This window comes from Amycolatopsis sp. lyj-84, from assembly GCF_046549075.1.
In the GTDB taxonomy this organism is placed as follows: domain Bacteria; phylum Actinomycetota; class Actinomycetes; order Mycobacteriales; family Pseudonocardiaceae; genus Amycolatopsis.
The window spans coordinates 276725-288952 of record NZ_JAJPWO010000010.1 but is presented as its reverse complement, the minus strand read 5'-3'; the positions used below and the strand labels follow the sequence as shown (position 1 = coordinate 288952).

The 12228-nt window shown below is 68.2% G+C and carries 10 protein-coding genes; 9 read left to right on the top strand and 1 reads right to left on the bottom strand.

Features of this window, described 5'->3' with window-relative positions:
- Positions 1 to 79 precede the first annotated feature (79 nt).
- Positions 80 to 1366: a PLP-dependent aminotransferase family protein gene (locus ACLJRM_RS29310; protein WP_410664929.1), complete on the bottom strand. Its 1287-nt coding sequence runs from the start codon at positions 1364 to 1366 to the stop codon at positions 80 to 82.
- 233 nt (positions 1367 to 1599) lie between these two features.
- Between ACLJRM_RS29310 and ACLJRM_RS29305 the strand changes: the two genes are divergently transcribed.
- The 9 genes from ACLJRM_RS29305 (at position 1600) to ACLJRM_RS29265 (ending at position 11799) form a co-directional block, all read left to right on the top strand.
- A complete protein-coding gene (locus ACLJRM_RS29305) occupies positions 1600 to 2430 on the top strand; it encodes an alpha/beta fold hydrolase (RefSeq protein ID WP_410664885.1) in 831 nt (276 codons plus the stop codon).
- On the top strand, positions 2427 to 4160 hold the full coding sequence (locus tag ACLJRM_RS29300) for an amino acid adenylation domain-containing protein (RefSeq protein ID WP_101612849.1): 1734 nt from the start codon (positions 2427 to 2429) through the stop codon (positions 4158 to 4160). Before ACLJRM_RS29305 ends, ACLJRM_RS29300 begins: the two co-directional genes overlap by 4 nt.
- 14 nt (positions 4161 to 4174) lie before the next feature.
- Positions 4175 to 5365 (top strand): cytochrome P450, encoded by a 1191-nt coding sequence (locus ACLJRM_RS29295; RefSeq protein ID WP_410664884.1) that lies wholly within the window; start codon positions 4175 to 4177, stop codon positions 5363 to 5365.
- A 127-nt stretch (positions 5366 to 5492) separates the two neighbouring features.
- Positions 5493 to 6536, top strand: a complete 1044-nt coding sequence (hppD, locus tag ACLJRM_RS29290; protein WP_410664928.1) for a 4-hydroxyphenylpyruvate dioxygenase — start codon at positions 5493 to 5495, stop codon at positions 6534 to 6536.
- Positions 6533 to 7633 (top strand): alpha-hydroxy acid oxidase, encoded by a 1101-nt coding sequence (locus ACLJRM_RS29285; protein ID WP_410664883.1) that lies wholly within the window; start codon positions 6533 to 6535, stop codon positions 7631 to 7633. Before hppD ends, ACLJRM_RS29285 begins: the two co-directional genes overlap by 4 nt.
- 14 nt (positions 7634 to 7647) lie before the next feature.
- Entirely contained in the window at positions 7648 to 9072 is a 1425-nt protein-coding gene (locus ACLJRM_RS29280; RefSeq protein WP_410664882.1) for an NDP-hexose 2,3-dehydratase family protein, read from the top strand.
- Position 9073: 1 nt separating this feature from the next.
- On the top strand, positions 9074 to 10051 hold the full coding sequence (locus ACLJRM_RS29275; RefSeq protein WP_410664881.1) for an NAD-dependent epimerase/dehydratase family protein: 978 nt from the start codon (positions 9074 to 9076) through the stop codon (positions 10049 to 10051).
- Positions 10048 to 11157, top strand: a complete 1110-nt coding sequence (locus ACLJRM_RS29270; protein WP_410664880.1) for a DegT/DnrJ/EryC1/StrS family aminotransferase — start codon at positions 10048 to 10050, stop codon at positions 11155 to 11157. The genes ACLJRM_RS29275 and ACLJRM_RS29270 overlap by 4 nt, the downstream gene beginning before the upstream one ends.
- A gap of 24 nt (positions 11158 to 11181) precedes the next feature.
- The gene (locus ACLJRM_RS29265; protein ID WP_101612856.1) at positions 11182 to 11799 is read left to right on the top strand and encodes a dTDP-4-dehydrorhamnose 3,5-epimerase family protein; all 618 of its coding nucleotides are present in this window, start codon (positions 11182 to 11184) and stop codon (positions 11797 to 11799) included.
- Positions 11800 to 12228 lie beyond the last annotated feature (429 nt).

Below are 12228 nucleotides of genomic sequence, written 5' to 3'. Positions count from 1 at the left end.
AGGCCTTCACGGACTTCTCCGCCCACACGAAAAGAGCCCCTGGCCGCGATCGCGGCCAGGGGCTCTCGTCATGAAAAGGTCAGGGAAGCCGCGGAACAATCAGTGCGGCAAGCCGCGCGACACCCTCTTCGATCAATTCCGGCGTGAGCAGGCTGATCGAAAGCCGGAGCTGGTGGAATCCGCCCTTTCCGCCATAGAAATGATGCATCGGGGTGAACAGTACACCGTGATCACGTGCCGCGCGTTCCAGCAATTCGTCATCGACGACGAACGGCACGGTGACGGTCACGAAGAATCCGCCCGTCGGCGTGTTCCAGCTGACTCCCTCGCACCCGCCGAGCCTGCGCTTCAATTCGCCCAGCGTGAGGTGCAGATTGCGCTGGTAAATGGAGATTTCCCGGGTGTTCGCCTTGGTGAGGCTGAAATCGTTGAGCAGGAGCTTTCCGGCGATCACCGCCTGGGCGATGGGGGAGGTGTTCACCGTGAGCATGCCCTTGAGCTTCGAAAGCTGGTCGGCGAACAGGCCGCCACCGGCCATCCGCTGGTCCGCCACCGCGTAGCCGACCCGGGCGCCGGGCATGCCGGTTTTGGCGAAGGAACCGAGGTAGACCACCGACCCCGACCGGTCGAGGGACTTCAGCGAGGGCAGCCGCTCGGATCCGAACAATCCGTACGCGTTGTCCTCCAGGAGCAGGATGCCGTGTGCCTCGGCGACGTCGAGAAGACGGTGCCGCGAGGGCAGATCCATGCTGGTGCCGGTGGGATTCGCAAAGTTCGGGGTCACGTAACAGGCCCGGACCCGCTTGCCCTGTTCGTCGGCCCTTTTCAGCTGGAGCACGAGGTCTTCGGGGTCGATGCCGTTCTCGGTGGACCGGACCGGCCAGACGGGGGTGTCGGTGAGCAGCGCCGCCCCGGTCAGGCCGACGTAGGTGGGCGCGGGGGCGAGCAGCACGTCCCGTTCGCCCGCCCGCAGCGTGCGGAGGACGAGGAACATGGCTTCCTGGGCGCCGACGGTGACGACCACCGATTCGGGGGCGGCGTCGATGTTCTCGTCTTCGGCGAGATTCCGGGCGATGAGATCGGCGATGACGCCTTTGGTGGTGCCGTATTGGAAGAGGGTGCGGGTGACCCCGGCCTCGTCCAGTTTCCGGTCGCGCCGGAGATGGTCGCAATAGGCGTCGATGTACTGGTGGATGAGGCTGATGTCGAAGAACTCTTCGTACGGCCGGCCTGCCGCCATGGAAATGGCCACAGGGTATTCGTCGATCAGCTCGTTGAGCAGATTCATCGACGAGATGGCCGGATCGGTGAGCGATCCGTGCAGCGTTTCCACGTTCAAGTGGGTGGACAGACCGTTTGAATCCATGAATACTAGGATTTCCATCCGCCGTTGAGGTGTCAAGAACAGTCCGTGGACGCCGGGACTATTCCCGGTTTTGCCCGACTGTCCATCGCCGAATCCTCCAGACACTCGTTCCCTGAAGGTACGGTCGACTCCGTGCCACCGCACCTGGGGAGGACGGAACCGTTGAGGGGAAACACTTCCGGCGGCCTCACCACCGAATCGCGGCGTAGCAGCCACACTCCCGGAGGAGCATCATGCTGATGACAACCGAGAACGGGATCCGGTTGTCCTACAACGATTGTGGTGACGGTCCGCCGGTACTGCTGCTGACCGGCACCGGGGCGCCGAGTTCGGTGTGGGACCTGCATCAGGTACCCGTGCTCCGCGCCGCCGGTTTCCGGGTGATCACCATGGACAACCGCGGGATCCCGCCGAGCGACGAAGGCGCCGACGGCTTCACCGTCGATGATCTCGTCGAGGATGTCGCCGCCCTGATCGACTATCTCGACGCCATGCCGTGCCGCGTGATCGGCACGTCGATGGGTTCGTACATCGCGCAAGAACTGGCGCTGGCCCATCCGGAGCTGCTGAACTCGGTCCTGCTGATGGCCGCCTGCGGCAAGAGCAGTCTCGTGCAGAAGGTGCTCGCCGAAGGCGAAGCGAAGCTGATCGAACTGGGCATCGAATTGCCACCGGACTTCCTCGCCGCCACGCGCGCCCTGCACAACCTGGGGCCCGCGACGCTCGCCGACGACGACCTCACCGGAGACTGGCTCGACCTGTTCGCCGCGTCGGGAACCTGGGGGCCGGGTGTCCGGTCGCAACTACTGCTGAGCGCGTTGCCCGATCGCCTCGACGCCTACGGCTCGATCAAGGTGCCCTGCCACGTCGTCTCGTTCGAGCGGGATCTCGTGGCGCCGCCGGAAGCCGGGCGGGAGCTGGCCGCCGCGATCCCCGGGGCGACGCATCGCACGGTTCCCGGCTGCGGGCATTTCGGCTACCTGGAGAACCCGGAAGCGGTGAACCGCGAGCTGCTCCGGTTCCTCCGCACCGAGTCCCGCGAGACACTGGGAGAGACCGCATGACCGCCCTTTCGGCAGCCACGACGCCGGCCCTGTTCGAGGCGACCGCAGCCGTCCTGCCGGACAGGCCCGCGGTGGCGATGGACACCACCACACTCACCTACGCCGAGTTGAACGGCGAAGCCAACCGGCTCGCCCGCCGTCTCGTCGCGCACGGGGTCGGCCCGGAGCGGCTGGTCGCGCTGGCGATGCCGAGGTCGATCGAGTTCGTGATCGCGATCCTGGCCGTGCACAAGGCCGGCGCCGCGTACGTGCCCGTCGATCCGGACTATCCGGAGGAACGCAAGCGTCAGATGCTGGACGACACGGCGGCGCACTGCCTGCTGTGCCTGCCGGGTCAGGACGTGACCGGTGCGCCCGTCGTCCTGAGCGTGGCGCGGGAGCCGGGGCAGTCCGAGCCGAACCTGGACGACCAGGACAGGCTCAGCCCGCTGCGTTCCGACCACCCCGCGTACGTCATCTACACCTCGGGGTCCACGGGACGGCCGAAGGGCGTGCTGGTCACGCACCGCGGGATCCCGAACCTGGCCGACGACTACGTGCGCCGCCAGAAGCTGGTGCCGGAGAGCAGGTTGCTGGCCTTCGCGTCGCCCAGTTTCGACGCCGCGGTCGCCGAGTTCTGGCCGATCTGGCAGGCCGGTGGCTGTCTGGTGCTGGCTTCCGCGCCGGACCTCGTTCCCGGCGAACCGCTCGCCCGGCTGGTCCGCGATCAGGGCATCACCCATGTCACGTTGCCGCCGTCCGCGCTGGCACCGCTGGAGGAGGCGGGCGGCCTGCCCGCCGGGTTGACCCTCTTGGTCGCCGGTGAGGCGTGCCCGGCCCCGGTCGCGAAACGCTGGGCCGTGGACCGCGTGATGATCAACGCCTACGGCCCGACCGAGGTCACCGTCGCGGTGACCGCGAGCGAGCCGCTGACCGGGGAGGACACCCCGCCGATCGGCAGGCCGATCACCGGTGTCCGCACCTACGTGTTGGACGAACTGCTGCGCCCCGTCCCGGACGGGGACGTGGGTGAGCTGTACACGGTGGGCCCCGGTCTCGCCCGCGGTTACCTGCGAAGACCAGCCGCGACCGCGGAGCGGTTCCTGCCGGACCCGTTCGGCGGCCCGGGTGAGCGCATGTACCGCACCGGCGACAGGGTCCGGACGCGTTCGGACGGCCAGTTCGTCTTCGTCGGCCGCGTCGACGACCAGCTGAAGGTCCGCGGCCACCGGATCGAACCCGGCGAGGTCGAGTCCGCCCTGCTCGCGGTGGACGGGGTGGCCCAGGCGGTGGTGACCGAGCACGAGAACAGGCTCGTCGCCTACGTGGTCGGCATCGCCGGCGCGCGTGTCCCGGCCGAAGATCTCTTGCCCCCGCTGCGAAAGCAGCTGCCCGGCTATCTGGTGCCCGACGTGGTCGTCAGCTTGCCGAGCCTGCCGGTCTCGCCGAACGGCAAGATCGACCGCGTCGCCCTGCCCACTCCCGAAGAGGAGCACGCCGGGCGCGCGGCGGGACGGGCACCGCTCACGCCCACGGAGATCATCCTCGCCGAGTTGTTCGCGGAAGTGCTCGGCGTCAGCAGCGTCGGCGTCGAGGACAGTTTCTTCGAGATCGGCGGCCATTCCCTGCTCGCGACCCGGCTGGTGAGCCGGATCCGTGAACGGCTGAAGATCCGGCTGAGGGTGCAGGCCTTCTTCGACGCGCCGACGGTGGCGCGGCTCGCCAAGGTGCTCGACGGCGCACTCACCTGACCTGGAGATCATTCATGCAGACGACGGCAGCCGTCGATCTCGGCAATCCCGATCTGTACACGACCTTGGACCGCCACGCCCGCTGGCGCGAGCTCGCGCTGGAAGACGCGATGGTGTGGAGCGAGCCGGGCAGTTCGCCCACCGGTTTCTGGTCCGTGTTCTCGCATCGGGCGTGCGCCGCGGTGCTCGGGCCTTCCGCCCCGTTCACCTCCGAATACGGGATGATGATCGGGTTCGACCGCGACCATCCCGACAACTCGGGTGGCCAGATGATGGTCGTCTCCGAACAGGACCAGCACCGCAAGCTGCGCAAGCTGGTCGGGCCGCTGCTCTCGAGGGCGTCCGCGCGGCAACTCGCGGAGCGGGTGCGGGCAGAGGTCCGCGGCGTGCTCGACGAAGTGCTCGACGGCGAAGTGTGCGACGTGGCCGCCGCGATCGGCCCGCGTATTCCCGCCGCGGTCGTCTGCGAAATCCTCGGTGTTCCCGCGGCGGACGAGGACATGCTCATCGACCTCACCAATCACGCGTTCGGTGGTGAGGACGAATTGTTCGACGGGATGACGCCGAGGCAGGCGCATACCGAGATCCTCGTCTATTTCGACGAACTGATCACCGCACGACGGGCGAGCCCTGGCGAAGACCTCGTCAGCACGCTCCTGACCGATGACGAACTCACGGTCGACGACGTGGTGCTCAACTGCGACAACGTGTTGATCGGCGGCAACGAGACCACCCGGCACGCGATCACCGGCGCGGTGCACGCTTTCGCCACGGTGCCGGGACTTCTGGACCAGGTGCGCGACGGGAGCGCGGACGTCGACACCGTCGTGGACGAGGTGCTGCGCTGGACCTCGCCCGCGATGCACGTGCTCCGGGTGTCGACGGCCGAGGTCACCGTCAACGGCCGCGACCTGCCCGCCGGTGCGCCGGTGGTCGCGTGGCTGCCCGCCGCGAACCGGGATCCCGCCGTGTTCGAAGACCCCGACACGTTCTTGCCCGGCCGGAAACCCAATCGGCACATCGCTTTCGGGCACGGCATGCATCACTGCCTGGGGTCCGCGCTCGCGCGGATCGAGCTGGCGGTCGTGCTGCGCGAGGTGGCCGAAAGGGTGTCGCGGGTGGAGCTGGTGAAGGAACCCGCCTGGTTGCGCGCGGTCGTCGTGCAGGGATACCGGGAGCTCCCGGTGCGGTTCACCGGGCGGTGACTATCAGTCCTAAGTGGACTCCTGGCGCAGAAGTGTCAAGCGGACACCATTGATGCCGAATTGCCATGGAGCCATCCTGTAAACGAGCAGCGAATCTATTTCACGGAGGAATATCGTGACTCCCAGCATGCAGAAGTTCGAGATCGACTACGTGGAAATGTACGTCCCGAATCTCGAGGTGGCCGCGTCCGGCTGGATGGACAAGTACGGTTTCGCCGTCGACGGCACGGACCGCTCGGAGGACCACCGGAGCATCACGCTGCGGCAGGGCCCGATCAGACTGATCCTCACCGAGCCGACGTCGGACCGGCACCCGGCGGCGACGTACCTGCAGACCCACGGTGAGGGCGTGGCCGACATCGCGCTGCGCACTCCGGACGTGGCCGCCGCCTTCGAGGCCGCGGTGAAGGCGGGCGCGGAGGCCATCCGCGAGCCGGGCGAGCGTGCGGACGCGGTCGTCACGGCCACCGTCGGCGGTTTCGGCGACGTCGTGCACACCCTGATCCAGCGCGAAGAGGCCCCCGACTCCAAGGAAATCCCCCGCGGACGGGGCGGCGTGGACCTGCTCGCGATCGATCACTTCGCGGTCTGCCTGAACGCGGGCGACCTCGGCCCCACGGTGGCGTACTACGAGCGCACCCTCGGGTTCAAGCAGATCTTCGAAGAGCACATCGTGGTCGGTGCCCAGGCGATGAACTCCACCGTCGTGCAGAGCGCGTCGGGCGAGGTCACCCTCACGCTGATCGAGCCGGACAAGACCGCCGACCCCGGCCAGATCGACGACTTCATCAAGGAGCACCACGGTTCGGGCGTCCAGCACATCGCCTTCACCAGTGCGGACGCCGTCCGCGCGGTCAAGGAGCTTTCCTCGCGAGGGGTGGACTTCCTGAAGACCCCGGACACCTATTACGACCTGCTCGGCGAGCGCATCGAACTGGAGACGCACTCGCTGGACGATCTGCGGGAGACGAAGCTGCTCGCCGACGAGGACCACGGCGGCCAGCTGTTCCAGATCTTCACCGCCTCCACGCATCCGCGGAAGACCATCTTCTTCGAGATCATCGAGCGGCAGGGTGCCGGCACCTTCGGCAGCTCCAACATCAAGGCCCTGTACGAGGCCGTGGAACTGGAACGGACCGGGCAGAGCAAGCTCGGCCCCGTTCGGCGATGACCCACCACCTCTGCCTGGACGACCTCGAACGTGCCGCCCGCGAAGTCCTCCCCGGCGAGATCTGGGATTTCCTCGCCGGGGGCAGCGGCACCGAGGCGTCGCTGGAGGCCAACCGCGCCGCGCTCGAGCGGATCTTCGTGATCCCCCGAGTGCTGCGCGAGGTGGCCGAAAGCACCACCGAGGCCGAGGTGCTCGGCCGGCGTGCCGCGCTGCCGATGGCGGTCGCGCCGGTCGCGTACCAGCGGTTGTTCCACCCCGAGGGGGAACTCGCCGCGGCACGCGCGGCGCGGGACGCCGGTGTTCCGTACACCATCTGCACCCTGAGCAGTGTTCCGCTGGAGGAGATCGCGGCCGTCGGTGGGCGGCCGTGGTTCCAGCTGTACTGGCTGCGCGACGAGAAACGATCACTGGAACTCGTCCGCCGCGCGGAGGACGCCGGCTGCGAGGCGATCGTGTTCACCGTCGACGTGCCGTGGATGGGGCGACGGCTGCGGGACATGCGCAACGGCTTCGCGTTGCCGGAATCGGTGACGGCGGCCAACTTCGACGCCGGAACGGCCGCGCACAGCCGGGCGGGCGGGCAGTCGGCGGTGGCCGAGCACACCGCGCGCGAGTTCGCCCCGGCCACTTGGGAATCCGTGGAGGCGGTCCGTGCGCAGACGGACCTTCCCGTGGTGCTCAAGGGGATTCTCGCGGTCGAGGACGCCACTCGCGCCGTCGACGCGGGGGTCGCCGGGATCGTGGTGTCCAACCACGGAGGCCGTCAGTTGGACGGTGCCGTACCAGGACTCGAAATGCTGGGCGAGATCGCCGCGACGGTCTCCGGGGGCTGCGAAGTGTTGCTGGACGGGGGAATCCGGAGTGGCGGGGACATCCTGAAGGCAGCCGCCCTCGGGGCGTCGTCCGTCCTGATCGGACGGCCGGTGATGTGGGGGCTGGCCGCGGCGGGGGAGCAGGGCGCGCGGCAGGTGCTCGACCTGCTCGCCGAAGAACTCCGGAACGCACTGGGCCTGGCGGGCTGCGACTCGATGGGCGCGGCCCGCCGTCTGGGCACCAGGGCCCCCGGCTACGACCCGAGAACGGCGCGACGGTCATGACAAGGAGTCCTCTGATGCTGCCTTGCCTCATCCCGCGAAACGCGGTGCGTCCCCGTGACGACCGCGACCACGCGGACCGCGTCGCGCTGTCGGCCGCGACCACCGACGGCGTGCACATGCGGACCGAGGACGTCCGCGCCTGGATCGCCGAACGCCGTGAGGCCAACGTCTTCCACGTCGAACGCATCCCGTTCGCGGATCTGGACCAGTGGTGGTTCGAGGGCGTGACCGGCAATCTCGTGCACAGCAGCGGACGGTTCTTCACCATCGAGGGCCTGCACGTCGTCGAGCACGACGGCCCGCACGGCGACGGCCCTTACCGCGAGTGGCAGCAGCCGGTCATCAAACAGCCGGAAGTGGGCATCCTCGGCATTCTGGCCAAGGAGTTCGACGGTGTCCTGCATTTCCTGATGCAGGCCAAAATGGAGCCGGGGAACCCCAACCTGGTGCAGCTCTCGCCGACCGTGCAGGCCACCCGCAGCAACTACACCAAGGCGCACGGCGGGACGAACGTCAAACTGATCGAGTACTTCGCGCCGCCCGACCCCGAGCGGGTCATCGTCGACGTCCTCCAGGCGGAGCAAGGCTCGTGGTTCTTCCAGAAGTCCAATCGCAACATGATCGTCGAGACCGTCGACGACGTGCCGATGGGGGACGACTTCTGCTGGCTCACCCTCGGCCAGATCGCGGAGCTGATGCACGAGGACGAGACGATCAACATGAACGCCAGGAGCGTGTTGTCGTGTCTTCCTTACCACGACACGGCTTCCGGCGCGTTGTTCTCCGACGTCCAGCTCCTTTCGTGGTTCACGAACGAGCGATCGCGCCACGACGTGCGTGCCCGCCGCATCCCGCTCACGGACGTCTGCGACTGGAAGCAGGGCGTGGAAGCGATCGAGCACGAGGACGGCCGCTATTTCAAGGTCCTCGCCGTGGCCGTGAAGGGCAGCAACCGCGAGAAGATCAGCTGGACCCAGCCGTTGCTCGAATCCGTCGGGATGGGTGTCGTCGCGTTCCTGGTGCGCGAGATCGACGGCGTGCCGCACGTGCTGGTGCACGCCCGCGCCGACGGCGGTTTCCTGGACACCGTCGAGCTGGCCCCGACCGTCCAGTGCACGCCCCACAACTACGCGCATCTGCCCGCGGAGAGCAGGCCGCCGTTCCTCGACTTCGTCCTGGACGCCCCGCGGTCGCGGATCCGTTACGAGGCGATACATTCCGAAGAAGGCGGCCGGTTCCTCAACGCGAGGGCCCGCTATCTCGCGATCGAGGCGGACGAAGCGGCCGAGACCCCGCCCGGCTTCGCCTGGGTCACCCCGGCCCAGCTCACCGCGCTCACCCGGCACGGGCACTACGTCAACGTCGAGGCCCGCACGCTTCTCGCCTGCCTCAACGCCGCTACCGCACAGCCTCAAGCCCAGTCTCAAGGAGTCGCCTGACATGAAGCTGATCACCGTCCTCGGCGCGTCGGGCTTCGTGGGCTCGGCCGTCACTCGCGCGCTGGCGCGGCAGCCGATCCGGCTGCGCGCGGTGGCGCGCAGGCGGTTCACCCCCGAACCCGGTCGAGCCGAAACGACCGTCGTCACCGCCGATCTCACCGACCGTGCCGCGCTCGCCGACGCGGTCGCGGGATCGGACGCGGTGGTGTACCTGCTCCTGGCGGACGGTGGCTGGCGGGCGGCCGAGACCGAAGAAGCCGAACGCGTGAACCTCGGCGTGATGCGGGACCTCGTCGACGTCCTCGGCGACGCGGGCGGACCGCCCCCGCTGGTGGTGTACGGCGGTGCCGCTTCGCAGGTCGGCGTGCCCCCTCGGGAGCCGCTCGACGGGAGTGAGCACGACGAGCCGGCGACCCCGTACGACAAGCAGAAGCTCGCGGCGGAACAGGTCCTCAAGAAGGCCACGGCCGACGGCGTGGTGCGCGGGTTGAGCCTGCGCCTGCCCACGGTGTTCGGCGAGACCGCGACAGCGGGGGCGAACCACGACCGCGGGGTCGTGTCCGCCATGGCCCGGCGAGCGCTCGAAGGCCAGGACCTCACCATCTGGGGTGACGGCACCGTGCGCCGCGACCTGGTCCACGTCGAGGACATCGCGGCGGCCTTCACCGCGGCACTGGCGAATCCGGATTCCCTCGTGGGCGGCCACTGGCTGCTCGGCGCGGGCCGGGGAGATCAGCTGGGCGAGGTCTTCCGGCTCGTGGCGAAGGAAATGGCCGCGCAGACCGGGCAGAACCCGGTGGAGGTGACGTGCGTGGAACCCCCGTCGCACGCGCCCGCGACGGATCTTCGCAGCGTCACCATCGATTCCACCCCGTTCCGGGCGATCACCGGCTGGCGCCCGGAGATCTCACTGCCCGAAGGAGTGCGTCGCACCGTCGCCGCATTGACGACATCAGTTCACGGAAAGGCTCGCTCATGACCACGCGTGTTTGGGACTACCTGGCCGAATACGAGACCGAGCGGCTCGACCTGCTGGACGCGGTCGAGACGGTCTTCAACTCGGGGCAGCTCGTGCTCGGCGCGAGCCTGCGCGGGTTCGAGTCGGAATTCGCCGCGTACCACGGGGTCGACCACTGCGCCGGTCTCGACAACGGGACGAACGCGATCAAGATCGGCCTGCAGGCGCTGGGCATCCGGCCGGGCGACGAGGTGATCACGGTGTCGAACACCGCCGCCCCGACCGTGGTCGCCATCGACGGCACGGGCGCCACCCCGGTTTTCGTCGACGTCCGCGAGGACGACTTCCTGATGGACACCGGCCAGGTCGAAGCCGCGATCACCGAGCGCACCAAATGCCTGCTCCCCGTGCACCTGTACGGGCAGTGCGTGGACATGGCGCCGCTGAAGGAACTCGCCGCGAAGCACGGACTGTCCATTCTGGAGGATTGCGCCCAGGCGCACGGGGCCCGGCAGCACGGCAAGATCGCGGGCTCGACCGGCGACGCGGCCGCCTTCTCCTTCTATCCCACCAAGGTGCTCGGCGCGTACGGCGACGGCGGCGCGACCATCACGTCCGACGAAGCCGTGGCGCACAAGCTGCGCCGGCTGCGGTACTACGGCATGGACGAGACGTACTACACCCTGGAGACGCCTGCCCACAACAGCCGTCTGGACGAGGTGCAGGCCGAGATCCTGCGGCGCAAGCTCAGGCGCCTCGACGAGTACACGGCCGCCCGCCGGGCCGTCGCCCAGCGTTATGTCGAGGGCCTCGGTGACACCGACTTGAAGCTGCCTCAGACCGTCCCCGGCAACGAGCACGTGTACTACGTGTACGTGGTGCGGCACCCGCGTCGTGACGACATCCTCGAACGCCTCAAGGCGTACGACATCCACTTGAACATCAGCTACCCGTGGCCGGTGCACACCATGACCGGATTCGCCCACCTCGGCTACGAGAAGGGTTCGCTCCCGGTCACCGAGAAACTGGCGGGCGAGATCTTCTCGCTGCCGATGTACCCCGCGCTTTCCGTCGACCTGCAGGACAAGGTCATCCACGCGGTCCGCGAAGTGCTGTCCACCCTCTGACCACACCGAGCACAGGAGCAAGCCGTGCAAGCACGCAAACTCGCCGTCGAAGGCGCGATCGAGTTCACCCCGCGCGTCTTCCCCGACGACCGGGGCCGGTTCCTCTCGCCGTTCCAGGAAGAGGCCTTCACCGAGGCCCACGGCAGCCCGCTTTTCCGGGTGGCGCAGACGAATCACAGCGTGTCCAAACGCGGCGTGGTGCGGGGCGTCCACTACACCGTGACACCCCCGGGCGTCGCGAAGTACGTCTACTGCGCACGCGGAAAGGCCCTGGACATCGTCATCGACATCCGGGTCGGCTCGCCCACCTTCGGCAAGGTCGACGCGGTCCTGATGGACCAGGAACACCACCGCACGATGTACTTCCCCGTCGGGGTCGGTCACGCGTTCGTGGCGCTCGAGGACGACACCGTCATGTCGTACATGCTCTCCGGAAGCTATGTGGCGGAACAGGAACTCGCGCTCTCGGCGCTGGATCCGGCGCTGAACCTGCCCATCGACGACGGCATCGACCCGATCGTGTCCGACCGGGACCGGGTCGCCCTCACCCTCGCCGAGGCGGAACAGCAAGGGCTGCTTCCGGACTACGCCACCAGCGTCGAGCTCGAGCGGCAGTTGTCCGGAGTTCCGCTCTCCGCCTGATTTTCGTCCTCCGCCGAGACTTGCGCCGGCGATCGCCATCACGGAACCCGACACCGTGATGGCGATCGTCGGCGTTTGTCGTGCCCGTGAGGGGAAGGGGTGAAGGTGGTGGGTGGGTCCGGTTGGTCGTGAGTGGCGATTCGGGTGTCGTGCACGGCCGCCATCCCGGTGTCGCGAAAGCCACTTTCGGGACGTCTGGTGTCCCGAAAGTGGCTTTCGCGACACCCGGGCTGGCTGGCGCGGCCCCCACGAGACTCGACCCACCACGCCACTGCCGCTCTGGCTCGCCCCCGCAGTACATGAAGGCCCCCTTCCTTGCGCCTAGGTACAGGAAGGGGGCCTTCATGTACTCGGGAAAGGGGACCTTTGCGCGCCGCCGCCCGTGACTGCCGGGGCTGGCGGGTGTTACTGAGGCTGCGGAGGCGATCA

What these genes read in the sequence shown, in the direction of transcription:
- ACLJRM_RS29310 (WP_410664929.1), bottom strand. Translation starts at nt 1,366, where the DNA reads ATGGATTCAAACGGTCTGTCCACCCACTTGAACGTGGAAACGCTGCAC.
- ACLJRM_RS29305 (WP_410664885.1), top strand. Translation starts at nt 1,600, where the DNA reads ATGCTGATGACAACCGAGAACGGGATCCGGTTGTCCTACAACGATTGT.
- ACLJRM_RS29300 (WP_101612849.1), top strand. Translation starts at nt 2,427, where the DNA reads ATGACCGCCCTTTCGGCAGCCACGACGCCGGCCCTGTTCGAGGCGACC.
- ACLJRM_RS29295 (WP_410664884.1), top strand. Translation starts at nt 4,175, where the DNA reads ATGCAGACGACGGCAGCCGTCGATCTCGGCAATCCCGATCTGTACACG.
- hppD (WP_410664928.1), top strand. Translation starts at nt 5,493, where the DNA reads ATGCAGAAGTTCGAGATCGACTACGTGGAAATGTACGTCCCGAATCTC.
- ACLJRM_RS29285 (WP_410664883.1), top strand. Translation starts at nt 6,533, where the DNA reads ATGACCCACCACCTCTGCCTGGACGACCTCGAACGTGCCGCCCGCGAA.
- ACLJRM_RS29280 (WP_410664882.1), top strand. Translation starts at nt 7,648, where the DNA reads ATGCTGCCTTGCCTCATCCCGCGAAACGCGGTGCGTCCCCGTGACGAC.
- ACLJRM_RS29275 (WP_410664881.1), top strand. Translation starts at nt 9,074, where the DNA reads ATGAAGCTGATCACCGTCCTCGGCGCGTCGGGCTTCGTGGGCTCGGCC.
- ACLJRM_RS29270 (WP_410664880.1), top strand. Translation starts at nt 10,048, where the DNA reads ATGACCACGCGTGTTTGGGACTACCTGGCCGAATACGAGACCGAGCGG.